Here is a 19,917-nt window from a genome sequence, read left to right on the forward strand (position 1 = left end):
GTGGCAGCTATTAATTTGATAGTAATGAAGGCCTCCAACATCCTGCTGCTGCCTGGCTGGCAGAACTCTGGCCCCGACCACTGGCAAAGCCGCTGGGAGGCCGCGCACGGCTACCAGCGCGTGGAGCAGCACGACTGGATGCGCCCGCTGCGCGGCGACTGGTCTGCGCGCCTGGAAGAAACCGTGGCCGATGTGGATGGCCCCGTGGTGCTGGCGGCGCACAGCCTCGGTTGCATCCTCACCGCCTGGTGGGCGGCGCACACCCGCCACGCGGCCAAGGTACGCGGCGCGCTGCTGGTGGCGCCGGGCGATGTGGAGCGGCCCGACCTGGCTGCGCAGATCCACGGCTGGGCGCCCATTGCGCGCCAGCCGCTGCCGTTTCCGGCCGTGCTGGTGGGCAGCCGCAACGACCCGTACTGCAGCTTCGAGCGCGCCGAAGGTCTGGCCCAGGCCTGGGGTGCGCGGTGTGTGGACTATGGCGAGCGCGGGCATATCAATGCCGAATCCGGGCTGGGCGACTGGGATGAGGGGCGCGGCTGGCTGATGCAGCTCGCCACCCCGGCATGAACCGCTGGGCCTTTTGGCGCAAGCGCCCGGATACGGCGGGTGCTGCACAGAGCCAATTACCCACGATGGTGCAGCGTCCTGCGGCGCTCTACTGGCCGCTCGATGCGCTGCAAGTGGTGTTGGCCTGGCTGCTGCCCAGCGGGGCGGTGGTGGTGGGCGCGCTGGGGCAGTTCATGCTGGCCCTGGTGCTGCTGGCCATCGGGTTCGGTGTGTGGCTGCGCCTGTGGCGCAGTCGCAAGCGGCGCCGCGTGGCGAGCCGCTCTGCGCGTTGATGTTTTGAACCCTTGTTGCCGACCCATGACCAAGATCAGCCTGCCCGCCATTGCCGACCAACTGCCCCGCGCCTGGAACTCCACGGTGGTGGGCCAGGCTGCGGGCGCCAACGTCAAGGTGCTGCGCATGGACGACGCGGCCTACCCCGATGAATCGCACGACTTTGACGAAGCCCTGCTGGTGCTGGACGGCTGCATGCGTCTCGCCCTGCAAGGGCAGGTCACCGAGGTGAACGCGGGCGAGGTGTTCATCGTGCCCGCTGGCGTGCCCCACGCCGTGGCGCCCGGCAGCCACGGCACGCTGGTCATCATCGACCGCTGATTCTTTCCCCCTTTCCCTTTTTCCTTTCGCGAGACGCATTTCATGGTCACCAAAAAACCCAAGGGCCTCGGCCGAGGCCTGGAAGCCCTGCTGGGCCCCAAGGTCGAAGACAAAGTGGAGCAGGCCCAGGCCGCCGACGCGGGCCTGCCCAGCAGCCTGCCGCTCTCCGAGCTGGTGCCGGGTGTGTACCAGCCGCGCACGCGCATGGACGAGGGCGCGCTGTACGAGCTGGCCGAGTCCATCAAGGTCCAGGGCGTCATGCAGCCTATCCTGGTGCGGCGCCTCGCGGGGGGTGAACACGCAGGTAAGTACGAAATCATTGCGGGCGAGCGGCGTTTTCGGGCCTCCCGCCTGGCGGGCCTGGCCGAGGTGCCGGTGCTGGTGCGCGATGTGCCGGACGAGTCGGCCGCCGCCATGGCGCTCATCGAAAACATTCAGCGCGAAGACCTCAACCCGCTGGAAGAAGCCCAGGGCCTGCAGCGCCTGGTCAAGGAGTTTGGCCTGACGCATGAGCTGGCAGCCCAGGCCGTGGGCCGCTCGCGCAGCGCCGCCAGCAACCTGCTGCGCCTGTTGAATCTGGCCGAGCCCGTGCAGACCATGCTGATGGCGGGCGACATCGACATGGGCCATGCGCGTGCACTGCTGTCGCTGGATCGCGCCGCGCAGATCACGGCGGGTAACCAGATCGCGGCCAAGAAGCTATCGGTGCGCGAGGCCGAGGCCCTGGTCAAAAAGATCGGCGCCGAGTTCAGCCTGGTGCCGCAAAAGCCCCAGAAGGAAAAGTCGCGCGACCTCAAGCGCGTGGAAGAAGAACTGTCGGACCTGCTCATGGCCGAGGTCGAAGTGCGCGTCAAGAAACGCGTCAAGCGCAACGGCCGGGTGGAGGACATGGGCGAGCTGGCGATCCAGTTCGGGTCGCTGGAGGCTTTGAACGGCCTGATCGACCGCCTGCGCGGCTGACCCTCTCATCGCTCCGGGGTGCGGGGTTGTTGCCGCGCAAGATGGCGTGAAATAGCGCACACAAACGGTTTCCACAAGTAACTTGCAGGGGCAAAATGCGTCCTTGCGGGGCCTACACTGCGCTGCGTTCAACACACCCGGGTTGACCGCAAGGCCTCTTCACAGGGCGGCGACGACGCTGCTTTGCGGCCCATGATGGTTTGCCGGGTGATCCATGTATCTCCTGGAGCAGACCTGATGACAACCCCTTTGCGCTACCTGACCCCCGCCTGCCTGGCCGCTGGCCTGTGCATTGCCAGCCTGGGCGCCCAGGCCCAAAACACCAAGGCTCCCAAGGTGCAGCTGTGGATGGACCTGTCCACCGGCACCATGGCCGGCATGCCCGAGATGGACAGCCTGCCCGGTGGTGGCGGCATGCTCAGCGGCCTCATGGGGGGCATGGGCGGCGGCGCTGCGCCGGGCATGGGGGGCGGCAGCAACACGTCGTATGGCAACGCCCGCGCCATGTCCATCATGCCGCCGCGCGTCATCGATATCGCCTTGCACAACAGCCTGCGCCCCGGCGTTGAGGCCAGCCAGTCCATCCCGCCCGGCATGCGCATGGGCGAGTCCCTGCCGCTGATCCCGCCGCGTGCCCAGCCCACCCAGACCGAGCCGGGCGAAGTGCCGCGTGAGTACCAGCAACAGCAGCTCAAGGGCCGCATCCTGCTGTACTGGGGCTGCGGTAGCGCGGTGCGTGCGGGCCAGCCCCGCGTGATCGATCTGGCACGTGCCAAGCCCTCCGACTACGCCCAGGCCTTCGCGGGCCGTGCCGTGCCGGACCGGGGCCCGCGCGTGGGCCCGGTCTATGCGCTGTACCCCAACGAACGCAACCAGGTCAGCCTGTCGCGGGACAGCTCGGTGGTGGGCGAGCACCAGGTGCGTGGCGATGGCGTGCCTGCCTCCATGAAATTTACCCTGGGCGCGGCGCAGGACCTGATGCCAGCCATCGACCTGCGCACCACCGGCAAGCCGCAGGACAGCATGGGCACCAGCTGGCAGCCCGTGCGCAATGCGCGTGCCTACTACCTGCATGCCATGTCACAGAGCGGGGACGATCTCATCATGTGGTCCAGCGCCGAGACGCCGGACACCGGCATGGGCCTGTTCGACTACCTCTCGCCCGCCACCATCGACCGCTGGCTCAAGGAGCGCGTGCTGCTGCAGCCCGAGACCACCCAATGCGCCATCCCGCAGGGCATCTTTGCGGGTGGCGGGCGCGATGCCACGCCCATGTTACGCATGATGGCCTACGGTGGCGAGAGCCACATCGTGTACCCACCCCGCCCGGCCGACCCCAAGGCTGCGTGGGAGCCTGAATGGTCGGTGCGTGTGCGGGTGAAGTCACACACCATGGCCATGCTGGGTGAAGAGATGCAGGGGCGCCGTGGTGGCATGGGCACGGCACCCGGCGCACCGTCGGGCGGCACAGGCGCTTACTCCAGCGGCATGGGCGGTGCACCCGCAGGCCAGCCACCTGCGGGCGACGGCGGCACGGACGCGGGCAACGTGGTCAACCCCGTCAATCTGCTGCGCGGCATTTTTGGCCGCTGAGAACGGAACCATGCTGGCCCTGCGCATGCCCTGGCCCCTGCCTGCACTGGCGGCGTGGGCGTGCGCGTGGCTAATTTTTGTAGCGCTGCAGCGGGCGGTTCCGCCGGTGGCCGCGTTGCTGGTGGCCTGCCTGCTGGGCACGGCTGCCAGTGTGCTGGGCGACAGCTGGTGGCGGCGCGGGCTGATTGCCGCCGGGTTTCCTTTGTCACTGGCGCTGCTGGGGGCGGCCAGCCTGCCCACGTGGGCGTGGCTGGTGCCGCTGTCGTTGTTGTTGCTGGTCTATCCGCTCAATGCGTGGCGCGATGCGCCCCTGTTCCCCACTCCGCGCCACGCGTTGCAGTCTCTGGCCGTGCAGGCGCCGCTGCCTTTGGGCGCGCGGGTGCTCGACGCAGGCTGTGGCCTGGGCGATGGCCTCAAGGCCCTGCGCCATGCCTACCCTGCCGCCCAGCTCGACGGGCTGGAGTGGAGCTGGCCGCTGCGCCTGCTGTGCGCCCTGCGCTGCCCCTGGGCGCGGGTGCAGCGTGCCGACATGTGGAAGGCCGACTGGAGCGCCTACCAGATGGTGTACCTGTTCCAACGGCCCGAGAGCATGGCCCGCGCGGCCGCCAAGGCCCAGGCTGAGCTGGCGCCTGGCGCGTGGCTGGTGAGCCTGGAGTTTGCGGTGCCCGGCTGGCTGCCCAGCGTCCAGCTGCGTGCGCCCGGCGGGCGGGTGGTGTGGCTGTACCGCATGCCGCGCCTGCAGCAGGAGGGATGACATGCACACCATGCTCCCACTGTGCCGGTCCCTGTGTCCGTCTGTGTCACCGGCCCCACACGGTTACAGAAAAGATACAAGCTTTTGCTACATTGCGCGGCTGGCTACAACCCCATACACAACAACCAAGAAACTCACAGCCAGAGGGGGCCGCACACAGCACGTATCTGCGCCGGGAGGGGGCGCACGGGCTGCCAGCGCCCGCCTTGACCGGACTTCCACCACGCACGCCGTATTCACAGCACCCTCCCTCTGGCGGGGCTGTTGCACGGCTGCGCGTGGTAAGCGCGGGGTGTTTCTGGTGAGCAACCGACCGATCTGCAAGGAGCATCCATGACCGCCCACCCACCCCGTTTCCGTCCGCGCCTGCTATGGGCCCTGGCACTGAGCGCGGCCCTCACCGGCTGCGCCACCATGCAGAGCCATGACAAGCTGGCCACCGACATGCAGACCGCCGGGCGCAGTGGCGGCATCCCCGCCGCGCTGGCCAGCCTGGAAAGCACGGCCAAGACCGAAGAAGAAAAAACGGCGCTGCTCTTCAACATGGAGCGCGGCGAGCTGCTGCGCATGGACCGCCGCTATCCCGACAGCACCAACGCCTTCCTGCTGGCCGACAACAAGGTCAAGGAATGGGAAGAAACCGCCAAGACCAACCCCTCCAAGCTGATGGGCACCGTGGGCGCCGCCCTGGTGAGCGAGCGCCTGAAGGTCTATGAAGGCCAGGATTACGAAAAGGTATGGCTGACCACGCGCCTGGCGCTCAACCGCATGGCCGTGGGTGATTTTGAAAACGCCCGCGTGGACATCAAGCGCACCCACGAGCGCGAAGCCATCATTGCCGAGTTCCGTGCCAAGGAAACGCTGGCCGCTGAAGAAGAAGCCAAGTCCAAGGGCGCCACATCGGGTGGCAAGGAGCTGAATGGCTACCCCGTCGAAACCCTCAACGACCCCGAGGTGCTGGCGCTCAAGAACGGCTACTCCAACGCGCTGAGCCACTACCTGGCCGGCTTTCTCTACGAAATGCTCAACGAGCCCGGCCTGGCAGCACCCGGCTACCGCAAAGCCATCGAGCTCAAGCCCGACACCCCCGTGCTCGAAGAAGGCCTGCGCGGCCTGGACAACCGCACCGGCTTCACCTGGAAGCGCCGCCAGCGCATGACCGATGTGCTCTTCATCGTCGAGGCCGGTGACGCGCCTGCACGCAAGCCCAAGGCCTTCACCATCCCCGTGCCCACCGGCCGGGGCCTGGTCACCGCCAGCATTTCGTACCCCGTGATCGAGCCTTCGAAGGATGCGCCCCTGACGGTGGTGTCGGCCGCTGGCACCGACCTCAAGCTCGAAAAAGTGGTGGACGTGAACGTGATGGCCCGCCGTGCCCTCAAGGACGAAATGCCGGGCATGGTGCTGCGTGGTTTCACCCGCGCCGTGGCCAAGGGCGTGCTGCAGAACGAGCTGCAAAAGCGTGGCGGTCTGATCGGCGGCATCATCGGTGCCGCAGCCTCGGTGGCCACCGAGCAGGCCGACGACCGCCTGTGGCGCATGCTGCCCGGCCGCGTGTATGTGGCCCGTGGCTACCTGCCCCCTGGCGAGCACACCGTCACCATCAATGGCCGCCAGTTGCCTCAGCCGATCAAGATCGACGGCCAGTACGCTCTGGTGCCCCTGCGCATGTACGACAACAGCGTGCTGATCGGCGACGTGGCCATGCTGGGCCAGCTGCCCACGGTGGCGGCCGCACCCCAGCCGGCTCCCGCCGCAGCAGCGGCACCCGCAGCCCCGGTGCGCACCACCAACAACAACCGCGCCCGCACCGTGCCCTCGTCCACCGTCAAGCCCACGGCCGCCCAGCCCGCAGCGGCTGCCAAGAACTGACCCCTGTTTCTGACCCCATTCAAGGAGCCTTTGGCATGAGAACCCGTTTTGTCCCCGCCGCGATCCCTGCAGTGCTGTGCGCGGCCCTGATGACCCTGGCTGGCACCGCCAACGCCCAGTTGCATGACCCCGCCACGCCGCTGGCTGTAGCGGCCAAGGTGGCGCTGCGAGGCGAGGCCAACAGCATCGCCGTGCGCGAGATGCGCATCGTGCGCAAGAACGACATCCTGGTGGTGCAGGCCGACATGGCCAACATGGGCCGCACCGACCGTACCGTGTTCTACCGCTTCAAGTGGCTGGACAACGTGGGCAACCAGGTGGGCGATGGCGAGTCCTGGAAGCAGATGAGCGTGCTGGGCCTGGGCCAGCAGACCGTCAAGAGCGTGGCGCCCACCAGCGCTGCCGTGGACCTGCGTCTGGAAATGAATGTGGAGCCGCGCTGATCGCGCCGCACCAATCCCTGTTTGAGTGAGGAGTAAACCAACATGAACACCAAGAACCGCATCCAGCGCAGCGCGCTGATCCTGGCCTTTGCGGCCAGCACCCTGGCCCTGTCGGCCTGCCAGAACCTGTCGTCGCCCACCGTGCGTTTTGACCGCCAGGTCAACTACGGCGACGCCAAGGCCGTCGAGCTGGTGACCAACGAGTTCGGTTCCACCGACCTGCAGATGATTGCCGAGAAGATGACCGGCGGTTTGCTCGAAACCGGCATCTTCCAGGGCCGCCCCACGGTGACGATCTCCACCGTGAAGAACAAGACCAGCGAGTACATCGACACCACCAACGTGATGAACTCCATCCAGACCGCGCTGGTCAAGTCCGGCAAGGTGCGTTTTGTGCGCTCCATCAACGAGATGCAGGCCGGTGTGGACGAGCTGCAGCGCCAGAACCAGAGCGGCCTGTACAAGCAGGGCACCACCGCCAAGGTCGGTCAGATGACCACCGCCAAGTACAGCATGGAAGGCGAGTTGACCAGCATCGTCAAGCAGAACAACAGCACCAAGGACGTTTACTACAAGTTCACGCTGAAGCTGTTTGATGTGCAGGAAGGCACGATCGAGTGGCAGGACGAAAAGGAAATCCGGAAGACCAGCAAGCGCTGATCTGCCCCAAGGAGCACACCATGCAACGCAGAATCACCCTCCACACGGCCCTGGCCGTGATCGCGGCCACCACGCTGGCCTGGGGCACGGGCGCGCAGGCGCAGCAGCCCGGCGCCGCGCCCAAGATCGCCGTGACCGACCTGGCCTATGCCCAGCGCGTGTCCGAATACTTCATGGCCGGCACCTACCAGCGCAGCAGCCAGATGAGCGCCCAGGGCAGCCAGGGCGGCAGCCACAGCCATGGCATGTACGGCGGCGGGGGCTCGTACTCCGGCCAGCAGTCCATGCAGGCGTCCGAGCAGGCCAGCGGCACCTATGTGGCCGGGCGCTACAGCTACATCGAACAGCGCGAGCTGGGCGGCTACACCAACGACATCAAGGGCGCCATCCTGCAGGGCACGTACTTCCGCCTGGTGCAGGGCAAGGGCTTTGACGCTGGCAAGCCCCAGCCCAGCAAGGCCGAGCAGGTGCTCAACCAGGTGCAGGGTGGCAAGATGGCCACGCCCCAGGCACAGCCCCAGGTCAATGACGTGATCACCCGCATCAAGAAGGGCGAGTTCAACGGCGCCGACTACGTGCTGTTCGGCGTGGTGTCCAGCATCGAGTTCACCGACGCGCTCTCGCCCCTGCAGGGCACCACCAGCGCCACGCGCCAGTACGGCCTGCAACTGTTGGCGGACTTCTCGCTCATCAACACCAAGACCTACGAGATCAAGGCCGCGTTCTCCGCCCAGGGCGAAGGCAACGACACCAAGATCCTGTCGATCCGTGGCGACATTGCGCCCCCCAACCGGGCCAAGGTGATGCGCGAAACCTCGCTGTCGCTGGCGCAGGACGTGTACCAGCAGCTCGCGGTGCAACTGGGCTACACCGACGCCAACCTGGCGCGCGGCGTGCGCCCACCGGTGGTTTACCAGCAAGGCGGCCAGCCCATGCCCGTGCCGCAACCGCAGCAGCCCGAGCAGGTGCTGATCCTCAAGTAGCTGAGATTTTTGACCACCTCTTGAGGATGACGCACTGCTTGGCCCCTGCGCCGCACACTGCTGCGGCAAACAGGGCGCCTCGGTCCGCCCAGGCCAGCCATGTGCTGGCTTTTTTTATGCCTGTGCTTATGGGTATGGCGGGCGTGCTGGCCGGGTGCACGCAACCGCCCCAGACCTTCTATGCGGCTGCGGCCTCTGAATCGCTGGTCCAGGTGTATGGCAACGATCCGTCAGGTGCTGTAGCAGCGCGAACCGTAGCGCCGGACCCTGATGCCATGTCGCCCCCCACTTTCACTTCCCGGCCTCTGCCGGGTGCACAAGGGGCCACGCTGCAGGCACTACAGCGCAACGGGCGCACGCCGCCGCTGCGCTACCGGGTGATCGTGATCCCGGGCTCCGGCTGTGCAGGCATGGGGCCCATTGCGGAGCGCTACTTTGCGGGGTTGCTGCACGCCCAGGTGCTGGTGCTGCACAAGCCCGGCGTAGACCCTCAGACCCTCACGGCATCTGCAGACTGCGGGCCCGACTTTGTGCAGCAAGACCGGTTGTCGGCGTGGGTTGCGCACGCCCGCGTCGCGCTGCAGGCCGATGCCCTGCAGCGCGAACGCGATGGTGCCCCGGCGCTGCCGCAATTGTTGGTGGGCATTTCGGAAGGTGCGGAGCTGTTGATGGCCCTGGCGCCCGAGGTGCCGGGGCTCGCTGGCCTGGTGGTGCTGGCTTCCAGCGGCCTGGACCCGCAGGAAGCGGGCGCGCTGCAGGCGCAACGCCTGGGTGCCCAGGCCGATTGGGATGCGCTGGGACGTTCCCAGCGGGGGCGCATGCCCGACAGCACCGTGCTGCAAGGCCGCAGCCTGGGCTACTGGCGTGACCTGTGGAACTGGCCACTGGCCCTGCCGCTGGTGCAAAGTCCCTGGCCGCTCCTGCAGGTGTGGGGCGGGGACGATGCCCTGGTGCCGCAGGTGGCGTACGAACGCTTTGCGGTGCTGGCATCCGCCCGTACTGAGCCCTATTGTGCGCGGCGCATCGACGGCGCCGACCATGGACTGCAACGCCGCCATGCCAGCGAGGGGACAGAGGATGGTGTGCAGCAGGTGTGGGCCTGGACGGAGCAGTGGGCGCGGGCCCCTACAGCAGGTCTGTGTGCTTCGCTGCTGGGCGCCCAGGGCGTCATCAAGCCTGCGCAGTGACGCCTGCCTCGCCCGGCCAGGTCACCTACCCTGAACGGGCCTGGGACTCTGTCGGCGGTTTCTCAAGGCACGGCGTAGATTTGCCCAAACGTTCCGCGCTCCAGCATCTCGCTGGGTGAGGTGCCATAGCCCGCAAATACCTGCGTGCCGCGCAAGCCCGACACATCGGCAGCTGCCAGGATGGGCACCATGTGGCTGCCCAGCGTGGCGGGGCTGGCTGCGGGCAGGTTCCCGTCCGCTACAGGCACCCAGCCTCCGGGCGACAGCGCAAACAGTCCCGCGCCTGGCACCAGGGCTGCCACGTACAGGCCTCCGGCGCGCCCGGCGTCGGGTGCCGAAACCTGGATCGCCGCCCACAGGTTCAGCTTCTGCAGTGGACCCGATGTGGAGGCTGAAAACACAGGGGTGGCACTGGTGTACGGTACCCGCGCACTGTCGCTGTAAAAGCCGGGTTGGGCCATGACCGGACTGAGGTCCACCGCCTCGAAAGCCGTGTGCGGCACGGACTGGACCTGCGAGATGGTGGCATCGCTCCACAGGCGGCTGGGGTCGCCGGTGATGTACATGTCCGAACCACCATCGGCGATGTACATGCCGTAGGTCTTGAGTGCCTGCAGGATGGCCCGTGCCTGCACGCTGTAGGTCTGAGGCACGGGGTAGTCCGCACGCAGCCGGAACAGCTGGCCCATGGGGGGCTTGCTGGCCGAGGCGTCCCCATTGCGGGTGAGGTGCCGTGCGGGCCAGGTGTAGCTGGTTCGGATCTTGTGACTCTGGATGGTGAAGCGAAGCGCATGGCGGATGTCGCCAGCGCTCGCCTCGTCGGCCTTGAGCAGCAGGGGCAGTATCGGAAACCCGGCCGCGTCTGCTGAAGTCCATCCCGCAGGCCGCAGCGCGTTGGACCGCAAGTCGAAGGCGGCGCTGCCGTAGATGTCCCAGCCCCCATCGGGCCGGGCGTAGCTCAGGTAGCTTTCCCACAGCGTGCAGGTGTCGGTGTCCACGGTCAGGATATGGTGGTCGTTGTAGACCGCCTTGTTGCCGCTGATACCGCCCTCCACCAGGGGCTGCGGCGGAATGGGCAGGCGTGCGGGCTCGCGCAGGCCGGCGCAAGGCCGCGCGAGGCTTCCGTCACCCCGCGCGCAGTCGCTCTCGTCGGGGGCTCCATCGCCATCAAAGTGCACCGTCGGCCACCCGAAGCTGCGGCCTTGGACCACGTTGTACGGGATGCCCCAGTACTCGGGGCTGCGCATGTCCTCGCTCTGGCCCAGGTCCAGGTGCAGGCGTCGTGGGGTACTGCTGATGGTCTGCAGGAAAGCTGCCGACTGAGGGTGCACCGGAAAGTTGTCGATGGGCGTATTGAAGAGGTGGTCTGGCGGTAGCACCGGGCAGTTGCCGATGAGCGGTGGTCCAGCCATGGCCAGCGGCACCAGGGCGGCCGACAGGCAGGCAAGGGTTGCACGTACGAACTTCATAGGGTCTCCGGCCGAGGGGGGAGGGCAACAGCCTCCCGACAGGCGGGTATAGCGCAAACCTCCAGGGGATGCCAGGGCTATCGCGTGACAGCCTGTTACCTGCTGGCCGCAGTCAGGGCCGGGGCCGATACATCCTGAACAGCTGCTCTGGCCCCACAGTGAAATAGTCCGCCGGCCCGCCGCCGCGCAGGATGTGCCCCGCGTTCGCGGTGTCGTACACGCCGTCCTTCAGCAGCGCCTGATCGATGTGCACGGCCACCACCTCGCCCAGCACCAGCCAGGTATCCACCAGGGCCCCGTCCACCCCCTGCAGCTGCAGGATCTGCGTGCTGCGGCATTCAAAGGTGACCGGGCTTTCGGCCACGCGCGGGGGGCGCACGCGGGTGGAGGGCAGGGGGGTCAGACCGGTCAGGTTGAACTCGCTCACTTCAGGTGGCACGGCCGCGCAGCTCTGGTTCATCACCTCGGCCAGGTCGCGGGTGGCGAGGTTCCACACAAACTCGCCCGTGGCCTGCACGTTGCGTACGGTGTCCTTGTAGCCAATGCTGGCAAAGCCCACGATGGGGGGCACGTAGTTGAAGGCGTTGAAAAAGCTGTAGGGCGCGAGGTTGGTCGCTCCCGTGGCGCTTTGCGTGGAGATCCAGCCGATGGGGCGGGGCCCCACGATGGCGTTGAACGGGTCGTGCGGCAGGCCGTGGCCCAGGCGGGGTTCGTAGCTGTGGAAGGTGCGTGGGGGCTGTGGAGTGGTCATGGGGCTCGGCAGGGTGGGGCGAACAAGCGGACACCTTAGCGGCAGACGCGGCGCGCTGCAGTCATCGGGGTATCTGCATGCTCACTTTTTCATAGCTGTCCGGGCATATGGTTCTAGCGCACAGGGGCAACAGGAGGCAGATATCGGCCTACAGAGCTCCCGTATGCCCTGGTTAAGGCTCAGCACGGCGTGGTCATGCCGTAACGCCCGGCAGCCTCGGTAGCACGCACCGCACGGGGCTACGGGACCACGGCTGCCGGCTGCTGCTGCCCCAAAAACCGTCCCGGCGGCTGCCCCACCGACTTGCGCACCATGGCGCTGAAGGCGCTCGCGCTGTAGCCCAGCTCGGCGGCGATCTGGCCCATGGGCATGCGGCCGGCGGCCAGCGACACGGCCTTGGCCAGGATCACCTGCTGGCGCCATTGGGTGAAGGTGCTGCCCAGTTCGGAGCGGAACAGGCGTGCCACCGTGCGGGGGCTGGCGCCCGTGTCCTGCGCCCAGTCGGCCAGGGTGTCGTGGCGCGTGGGGTCGGCCAACACGGCCTCGCACAGGTGGCGCAGGCGCTTGTCCTGGGGCAGGTCCACGCCCAGCTTCACGGCGGCGGCACGGGCCAGTTCGCCGCGCACCAGGGCGCTCAGGTGCTGCTCGCGTCGCAGGTCGGCGGGGCTGATCGCGGCGCCGCCATCGGGTGCGGTGGGCATCTCGCGCACCAGGGCGCGCAGCAGGTCGGACACCTCCAGCACGCGGCACTGGCGCCATGCGTCTTCCTGGTCGCGCGGCACGCCGGGGCCGCAGCGCCCCCGGGGCTGGTGAAAGTACAGCGTGCGCAGGTCGGCGTCTTCCACCATGGTCACGGCATGTTCCACACCGGGCGGAATCCACAGCGCGCGCGAGGGCGGCACGATGTAGGTGCCGTGGTTCACCGTGAGCCTGATCACGCCCGTGGTCGATATTGCCACCTGCGCCCAGGGGTGGCTGTGGGGCATCACCTGCGTGTCGGCGGCCAGCCAGCGCAGCTTGGCGCGCACCGGGCGGGCGGCGGTGGGCACAAACAGCTCGGGCGTGAGCGAGTCCACGTACGACATCCCGCGCGGCTTGCCGGCCTGGGCGCGAGGCACGACCTCGGCGGCGAAGTGTTCCACCACCGGTTCGGTAGGGGTGGGGGGCCTGGTGGGTGGGTTTGGCATGTTTGCGATAGAAATTGGCCGTCTATCGTAAACCTGCCGAGGGCATGCTGCCTAAGATCCAACCCATGACTGCTTCCACCTCCGGCGCTACCGCCACCACTGCCAACCCCGTCCCCCTGCGGCAGGACGCCCGCACCATCGGCCTGATCGGCCTGGCCCACGGCAGCTCGCACTTCTTTCACATGCTGCTGCCGCCGCTGTTTCCGTGGCTGATCGGGGAGTTCGGCTTCAGCTATTCCGAGCTGGGCCTGCTGGTGTCGGTGTTCTTCGTGATCTCGGGCGTGGGCCAGGCGCTGTCGGGTTTCCTGGTGGACCGGGTGGGCGCGCGACCTGTGATGTTTTTTGCGCTGTCCAGCTTTGCCGCGGCGGGGCTGGCGGCGGGCACGGCGCAGGGCTACACGGGCCTGCTGCTCGCGGCGGCTTTGGCGGGGCTGGGCAATGCACCGTTCCACCCGGTGGACTTCACCATCCTCAACAAGCGCGTGTCGCCCCAGCGCCTGGGGCATGGCTTCTCGGTGCACGGCATCAGCGGCAACCTGGGCTGGGCGACGGCCCCGGTGTTCATGGCGGGCATTGCTACCGCTACGGGCTCGTGGCGCACGGCCTGCCTGTGCGGCGCGCTGCTGGCCCTCACGGTGCTGGCCATCATGGTGTGGAACCGCGATGCCATTGATGACCGCCAGGGAGCCTGGGCCCACCAGGCCAAGGGCGGCGCGGCGGCGGCGAAGCCCGAGCACCCCATGGCCTTCCTCAGGCTGCCTTCGGTGTGGCTGTGTTTCTCGTTCTTCTTCTGGAGCACCTGCGCACTCAGCGCCATCCAGAGCTTTGCCAGCCCGGCGCTGCAGTCCATGTACGGCCTGCCGTTGAGCGTGACGGCCATGGTGGTCACGGGCTACATGCTGTGTGGCGCGGCGGGCATGCTGGTGGGCGGCTTTCTGGTGGGGCGTGTGCAGCGGCTGGAGAAGATCATCTCCGTGTGCCTGCTGGGCTCGGCCGCGCTGCTGGTGGTGGTGGCCTCGGGGCTGCTGCCCGGCATGGCGGCGCTGGTGGTGGCCTCGGTGGCGGGGCTGGGCACGGGCCTGGCGGGCCCCTCGCGCGACATGCTGATCAAGCGCGCCGCGCCCCCCGGTGCCACGGGCCGCGTGTATGGCACGGTGTACTCGGGGCTGGACCTGGGCTTTTGCCTGGCGGCACCGGTGTTTGGCGCCATGCTGGACCACGGCATGACGGCGGGCATTTTCTACGGCTCGGCCGTGACGCTGGGCCTGAGCGTGGTGTCGGCCGCGCTCGTGGGGGTGGGCGTGGCAGCGCGGGCGGCACGGCCCGTGCCTGCAGCGGCCTGAAGGGGCCACGGGGCGGGGGCTCTGTACGGCGCCCAGCACGCCGCGCGGGCCTGTGTTGCAATCGCGGTCGGTGGCGCCGGGGCCCTGTTTGGCAGGGTTCGCAACGGCGCCCTTTGTTTTCAACGCACTTCCAGGACACCGCCCATGACGAACCCCATGTACAACGCTAGCATCCCTGTCTTTCGCCAGATGCTGGGCTCGCTCCAGGACATCCTGGCCAAGACCGAGGCCCATGCCATGGCCCGCAAGATCGAGCCGGACGCATTGCTGCAGGCCCGCTTGTTCCCCGACATGTTCCCCATGGCCCGCCAGGTGCTGATCGCCTGCGACTTTGCCAAGGGCGTGGCCGCGCGCCTGGCCGGTGTGGAGGTGCCTTCGCTGCCCGACGCCGAGCGCCCCGGTTTTGCCGACCTGGCCGAGCGCATCCGCACGGTGCTGGCGTTCATCGAAGGCTTACCGCAGGCAGCCTTTGCCGAGGCCGCCACGCGCCAGATCACCATCCAGCCCGGCACGCCGCGCGAAAAGCAGTTTGTGGGTGAACACTACCTGCTGCACTACGGCCTGCCCCAGTTCTTCTTCCACGTGAACGCGACCTACGCCATCGCGCGCCACAACGGCGTGGAACTGGGCAAGCGCGACTACATGGGCAAGTTCTGACCCTGGGCCCTGTCCTGGGGCGCCAAGGTGCCCCGGGTGCTGCCGTGTGGGGCCAGGCATGCAGATATGGGCAAAAAATGGCCCGTAGCGCTAGTGAAACATGCCTGATGCGCTATCAAATTTGTAGTATTGAACACGACGCCTAGTGCGGATAAAAAAGACAACGGAGACCCGACCCATGCCCACCCCCCGTGCCACACCACGCACCCTGCCAGCCCTGGCGCTGGCCGGCGTGACCTGCCTGCTTTCTGCCTGCGCGCCGGGGCCCACACAACCACTAGCTTCGGCGCCGGTGAGTGCCACGGCCGAGGCCGCGCCCACGGCCACCCCGTGCCCCAAGGACCTGGCGCCCATCGCCCGCTGCCTGTCGGGCAAGGACTCGGCCGGTGCGTACTACCTGGTGGCGGTGCCGCAGCAGTGGAACGGCCACCTGGTGCTGCACGCCCACGGTGGCCCGGCACTGGGCGCGCCGAAGATGGAGCGGTCGGTGGAGGACCTGGAGCGCTGGGCCATCATGGTCCGCGCGGGGTACGCCTGGGCGGGCAGCACCTTCCGCCAGGGCGGTGTGGAGGTGCGTGCCGCGGCCGAGGACACCGAGCGGCTGCGCCAGATCTTCGTGCGCCACGTCGCCCAGCCGCAGCGCACCATCCTGCACGGCCAGTCCTGGGGCGCCAGCGTGGCGGCCAAGGGGGCTGAGATGTTCCAGACCACGGCCGATGGCAAGCGCCCCTACGACGCCGTGCTGCTCACCAGCGGCGTGCTGGCGGGCGGAACGCGCTCTTACGACTTTCGCACCGACCTGCGCGTGGTCTACCAGTACCTGTGCAACAACCACCCCCGGCCCACCGAGGTGCAGTACCCGCTGAACATCGGCCTGCCTGCCGATGCGGCGATGACGCAGGCGGACCTGACCGCGCGCGTGAACGAATGCCTGGCGCTGAACAAGCCGGTGGCCGAGCGCACGCCCGAGCAGCAGCGCAAAGTCAAAACCATCGTGGATGTGATCCGCATCCCGGCCAGCTCCATCCAGGGCCACATGAACTGGGCCACCTTCCACTTCCGCGACGTGGTGCAGCACCGCACGGGCGGCGCCAGTCCGTTTGGCAACCGGGGGGTGTCGTACCAGGGCTCGCCCGACGACGCAGCTCTGAACGCCGCCGTGCTGCGCTACCGTGCAGACCCTGCCGCTGTGGCCCGCTTTGCGCAGGACACCGACCTGACCGGCCGCATCCCCGTGCCCGTGCTCACAGTGAAAGGCGTGGACGACCCCACGGCCTTTGTCGAGCTGGACGCAGCCTTCCGGGCCACCATGGCGCAAGGCGGCAGTGCGGCGCGCCTGGTGCAGACCTTTACCCAGCACAACACCCACAGCTACCTGAGCGACCCCACCTATCCCACGCTCATGACCGCGCTGCGGCGTTGGGTGGACGCGGGCGACAAGCCCACGCCCGAGGGCATTGCGCAGCAGTGCGCAGGCATGGAGGCCACGTTCGGCAAGGGCTGCGCCTTCGTGCCTGGCTATGTGCCGGCGGCGCTGAACACCCGCGTGGCCGATCGCGAGCGGCCGTAGATTGTTTTCTCTTGCGGTTCCCGCCGCGCCATAAAAAAAGGCCCCGCAGAGCGGGGCCTTTTTCATTTGCCGCTGCAGCACAGGGCCGCAGCAGCGGTGGGGCCGGACTCAGGCCGCCACGGCCTTGAGGGCTTCATTCAGCGTCTTGCTGGGGCGCATCACGGCGTCCAGCTTGGCCACGTCGGGCAGGTAGTAGCCACCAATGTCGGCGGGTGCACCCTGCACGGCAGCCAGTTCGGCCACGATGGTCTGCTCGTTGTCGGCCAGTTGCTTGGCCAGTGGGGCGAACAGTTGGGCCAGTTCGGCATCGGCCGTTTGCGTGGCCAGCTCTTGCGCCCAGTACAGGGCCAGGTAGAACTGGCTGCCACGGTTGTCCAGCTGGCCGGTCTTGGGCGAGGGGTTCTTGTTGTTGTCCAGCAGCTTGCCTGTGGCGGCGTCCAGCGTCTGGGCCAGGATCTTGGCCTTGCCGTTGCCGGTCTTCAGGCCCAGGTCTTCCAGCGACACGGCCAGCGCCAGGAATTCACCCAGCGAATCCCAGCGCAGGTGGTTTTCTTCCACCAGCTGCTGCACGTGCTTGGGGGCCGAGCCGCCCGCGCCGGTTTCGTACATGCCGCCGCCGGCCATCAAAGGCACGATGGACAGCATCTTGGCCGAGGTGCCCAGTTCCATGATGGGGAACAGGTCGGTCAGGTAATCGCGCAGGATGTTGCCGGTGGCGCTGATGGTGTCCAGGCCACGGATCACGCGCTCCAGCGTGTAGCGCATCGCACGCACCTGGCTCATGATCTGGATGTCCAGGCCGGTGGTGTTGTGCTCGTGCAGGTACATCTTGACCTTGGTGATCAGCTGCGCTTCGTGCGGACGGTACGAGTCGAGCCAGAACACCACGGGCATGCCGGAGTTGCGGGCGCGGTTCACGGCCAGCTTCACCCAGTCGCGGATCGCGGCGTCCTTCACCTGGCACATGCGCCAGATGTCGCCTTGCTCCACGTTCTGGCTCAGCAGCACTTCGCCGGTGGCCAGGTCGGTGATGTTGGCCACGCCGTCTTCGGGGATCTCGAAGGTCTTGTCGTGGCTGCCGTATTCCTCGGCCTGCTGGGCCATCAGGCCCACGTTGGGCACTGTGCCCATGGTCTTGGGGTCGAACGCGCCGTGCCATTTGCAGAAGTTGATGATCTCCTGGTAGATGCGAGCGAAGGTCGATTCAGGCATCACGGCCTTCACGTCCTTCAGGCGGCCGTTGGCGTCCCACATCTTGCCGCCGTTGCGGATCATGGCGGGCATGGAGGCGTCCACAATGATGTCGTTGGGCGAGTGGAAGTTGGTGATGCCCTTGGCCGAGTCGACCATGGCCAGCTCGGGACGGTGCTCGTGGCAGGCGTGCAGGTCGCGCTTGATCTCGTCGCGCTGGCTTTGCGGCAGGGTTTCGATCTTGGTGTACAGGTCCACCATGCCGTTGTTCACGTTCACGCCCAGCTCTTCAAAGGTCTTGGCGTGTTTGGCGAACGCGTCCTTGTAGAAGATGCGCACGCAGTGGCCGAACACGATGGGGTGGGACACCTTCATCATCGTGGCCTTCACGTGCAGCGAGAACATCACGCCGGTCTTGCGCGCGTCTTCGATTTCCTTCTCGTAGAACTCCAGCAGCGCCTTCTTGCTCATGAACATGCTGTCGATCACTTCGCGGTCGAGCAGGCTGACCTTGGGCTTCAGAACGATGGCCTTGCCGCTCTTGGTGATCAGCTCCATCTTCACGTCACGGGCGCGGTCCAGCGTCATGGACTTTTCGCCGTGGTAGAAGTCGCCGGCGTGCATGTGCGACACATGCGAACGCGAGGCCTGGCTCCACTCGGCCATGCTGTGCGGGTTCTTGCGGGCGTATTCCTTCACGGCCTTGGGCGCACGGCGGTCGGAGTTGCCTTCGCGCAGCACGGGGTTCACGGCCGAGCCGGTGCACTTGCTGTAGCGGGCCTTGATTTCTTTCTCTTTGTCGTCCTTGGGCTGGTCCGGGTAGTCGGGCAGGGCGTAGCCCTTGGCCTGCAGCTCGGCGATGGCTGCCTTGAGCTGCGACACGGACGCGGAGATGTTGGGCAGCTTGATGATGTTGGCATCGGGCTGCAGCGTCTTCTTGCCCAGCTCGGCCAGGTTGTTGGGCACGCGCTGTTCTTCGGTCAGGTAGTCGGAGAACTCACCCAGGATGCGCGCTGCCACCGAGATGTCGCTCTCCAGCACGTTGATGCCTGCCGGTGCCGCGAACGTGCGAATGATGGGCAGGAAGGAAGCCGTGGCCAGACGGGGTGCTTCGTCGGTCAGGGTGTAGATGATGGAAGGTTGCTGGGTCGTCATGGCTTGTCTCACGAAACAGAGTAGGTAGATGCCCCCGGCTGCGTCGCAGCGGGGCCAAACGCGGATGCTCTCTGATTCTCCTTGCTCGGGGCTGTCACTGCCCGCTGTTTTTGCAATCGAATCTCACAATGCAAAATTATCATAAGCCCAGGGCACTTTTTTTCACCAAATAGGTGGTAATCACCCTGCGGCCTTCTGCAGTTTGACCCCGTTGGCGCTCGCGCGCCACCCCCCGCAGACCCTAGGAACTCCCCCCAGGAACCGCCACCACGCGGCCAGGCAGGACGGCAAACTGCGTCCAGTGCGCGGGCAGGGTGTCGGGTGCCGTGCCGGTGAAAGCCCCGAAGGCGGGCAGGATCAACTGCCCGTCGCCCCACCCGAAGCAAGGCGCCCGCAGCGCATCGCGCGCCGGGCCGCGCAGCCGCAGCGTGGGGTGCAGATGCCCGGCGAGCACCGTGTGGCCTGCCACAGCCTGAGGGTGGTGGCAGGCCAGCACCGGCGCATCGGCACAGGGCAACCAGGGCTCGTTGACCAGCGCCAGTGCCAGCGTGGCCGGCGGGTCGCCCGCGTGCTGGTCGTGGTTGCCGCGCACCAGGGTCATCGCCACATGCGCATGGCGCTGGCGCCAGGGCAGCAACTGCTGCCACAGCGAATCGGCCGCGCCGCTGCGTGCGTGCAGAAAGTCCCCCAAGAACACCAGATGGTCGGCACCGGTGGCCGCCAGCACTGCATCGAGCCGCCCTAGGTTGTCGGCCGTGGTGCCATGGGGCACCGGCTGGCCCGCGCGGCGGAAGGTGGCCGCCTTGCCGAAATGCACATCCGCCACCAGCACCATGCGCGCGGCGGGCCACCACAACGCGCGCTGGGGCAGTAGTTGTAGGGCGGTGCCGCAGGGCAGGGTGATGGCGTGCGCACCGATGGGGGGCGTAGGGACTGCCGGCGTGCCGAGGGCTGCGGTGTGAAGGGGGAGCGAGGTCATCG

19 protein-coding genes are annotated in these 19,917 nt (G+C 67.4%); 14 read left to right on the forward strand and 5 right to left on the reverse strand.

Features of this window, described 5'->3' with window-relative positions:
- The first annotated feature begins 24 nt into the window (after positions 1–24).
- The 11 genes from IB236_RS06100 to IB236_RS06150 all read left to right on the forward strand — a co-directional run bounded on the left by IB236_RS06100 (position 25) and on the right by IB236_RS06150 (position 9,613).
- Positions 25–567, forward strand: a complete 543-nt coding sequence (locus IB236_RS06100; RefSeq protein WP_146870387.1) for an alpha/beta hydrolase — start codon at positions 25–27, stop codon at positions 565–567.
- A 65-nt stretch (positions 568–632) separates the two neighbouring features.
- Positions 633–839, forward strand: coding sequence for a hypothetical protein (locus IB236_RS06105; protein WP_225580987.1), 207 nt, complete (start codon positions 633–635; stop codon positions 837–839).
- A 25-nt stretch (positions 840–864) separates the two neighbouring features.
- Positions 865–1,161: a cupin domain-containing protein gene (locus IB236_RS06110; RefSeq protein WP_056056978.1), complete on the forward strand. Its 297-nt coding sequence runs from the start codon at positions 865–867 to the stop codon at positions 1,159–1,161.
- A gap of 42 nt (positions 1,162–1,203) precedes the next feature.
- Positions 1,204–2,121: a ParB/RepB/Spo0J family partition protein gene (locus IB236_RS06115; protein ID WP_146870383.1), complete on the forward strand. Its 918-nt coding sequence runs from the start codon at positions 1,204–1,206 to the stop codon at positions 2,119–2,121.
- 237 nt (positions 2,122–2,358) lie between these two features.
- Positions 2,359–3,714, forward strand: coding sequence for a hypothetical protein (locus IB236_RS06120; protein WP_146870382.1), 1,356 nt, complete (start codon positions 2,359–2,361; stop codon positions 3,712–3,714).
- Positions 3,715–3,724: 10 nt separating this feature from the next.
- Entirely contained in the window at positions 3,725–4,468 is a 744-nt protein-coding gene (locus IB236_RS06125; RefSeq protein WP_192419426.1) for a class I SAM-dependent methyltransferase, read from the forward strand.
- Between the two features lie 333 nt (positions 4,469–4,801).
- Complete coding sequence (locus IB236_RS06130; protein ID WP_192419428.1) at positions 4,802–6,340, forward strand: COG3014 family protein; 1,539 nt, start codon at positions 4,802–4,804, stop codon at positions 6,338–6,340.
- Positions 6,341–6,375: 35 nt separating this feature from the next.
- Entirely contained in the window at positions 6,376–6,783 is a 408-nt protein-coding gene (locus IB236_RS06135) for a YcfL family protein (protein WP_192419430.1), read from the forward strand.
- A gap of 42 nt (positions 6,784–6,825) precedes the next feature.
- Positions 6,826–7,443, forward strand: a complete 618-nt coding sequence (lpoB, locus tag IB236_RS06140; RefSeq protein ID WP_225580988.1) for a penicillin-binding protein activator LpoB — start codon at positions 6,826–6,828, stop codon at positions 7,441–7,443.
- Positions 7,444–7,463: 20 nt separating this feature from the next.
- Positions 7,464–8,426 (forward strand): hypothetical protein, encoded by a 963-nt coding sequence (locus IB236_RS06145; protein WP_056056992.1) that lies wholly within the window; start codon positions 7,464–7,466, stop codon positions 8,424–8,426.
- Positions 8,427–8,542: 116 nt separating this feature from the next.
- The gene (locus tag IB236_RS06150) at positions 8,543–9,613 is read left to right on the forward strand and encodes an alpha/beta hydrolase (protein ID WP_192419432.1); all 1,071 of its coding nucleotides are present in this window, start codon (positions 8,543–8,545) and stop codon (positions 9,611–9,613) included.
- A 62-nt stretch (positions 9,614–9,675) separates the two neighbouring features.
- On the opposite strand, the gene IB236_RS06155 is transcribed toward IB236_RS06150, so the two are convergent.
- The 3 genes from IB236_RS06155 to IB236_RS06165 form a co-directional block, all read right to left on the reverse strand.
- Positions 9,676–11,082 (reverse strand): hypothetical protein, encoded by a 1,407-nt coding sequence (locus IB236_RS06155; protein WP_056742434.1) that lies wholly within the window; start codon positions 11,080–11,082, stop codon positions 9,676–9,678.
- A 112-nt stretch (positions 11,083–11,194) separates the two neighbouring features.
- Complete coding sequence (locus IB236_RS06160; protein WP_146870376.1) at positions 11,195–11,833, reverse strand: flavin reductase family protein; 639 nt, start codon at positions 11,831–11,833, stop codon at positions 11,195–11,197.
- Positions 11,834–12,072: 239 nt separating this feature from the next.
- Positions 12,073–13,020 (reverse strand): helix-turn-helix domain-containing protein, encoded by a 948-nt coding sequence (locus tag IB236_RS06165; RefSeq protein ID WP_192419434.1) that lies wholly within the window; start codon positions 13,018–13,020, stop codon positions 12,073–12,075.
- Between the two features lie 65 nt (positions 13,021–13,085).
- On the opposite strand from IB236_RS06165, the gene IB236_RS06170 reads away from it, so the two are divergent.
- From IB236_RS06170 to IB236_RS06180, 3 genes are all read left to right on the forward strand, one after another.
- Entirely contained in the window at positions 13,086–14,363 is a 1,278-nt protein-coding gene (locus IB236_RS06170; RefSeq protein WP_146870374.1) for an MFS transporter, read from the forward strand.
- Between the two features lie 144 nt (positions 14,364–14,507).
- Positions 14,508–15,020 carry a DUF1993 family protein gene (locus IB236_RS06175; protein WP_146870372.1) on the forward strand — a complete coding sequence of 171 codons (513 nt, stop codon included), beginning with the start codon at positions 14,508–14,510 and terminating at the stop codon, positions 15,018–15,020.
- A gap of 178 nt (positions 15,021–15,198) precedes the next feature.
- On the forward strand, positions 15,199–16,590 hold the full coding sequence (locus IB236_RS06180) for a hypothetical protein (protein WP_192419436.1): 1,392 nt from the start codon (positions 15,199–15,201) through the stop codon (positions 16,588–16,590).
- A gap of 108 nt (positions 16,591–16,698) precedes the next feature.
- Here IB236_RS06180 and IB236_RS06185 read toward each other — a convergent pair whose 3' ends face one another.
- A complete protein-coding gene (locus IB236_RS06185; protein WP_121941539.1) occupies positions 16,699–18,936 on the reverse strand; it encodes an NADP-dependent isocitrate dehydrogenase in 2,238 nt (745 codons plus the stop codon).
- 241 nt (positions 18,937–19,177) lie between these two features.
- Entirely contained in the window at positions 19,178–19,915 is a 738-nt protein-coding gene (gene pdeM, locus IB236_RS06190) for a ligase-associated DNA damage response endonuclease PdeM (RefSeq protein ID WP_192419445.1), read from the reverse strand.
- Positions 19,916–19,917: the final 2 nt, after the last annotated feature.

Source organism: Acidovorax sp. ACV02 (genome assembly GCF_014851475.1).
GTDB lineage: Bacteria > Pseudomonadota > Gammaproteobacteria > Burkholderiales > Burkholderiaceae_C > Acidovorax > Acidovorax delafieldii.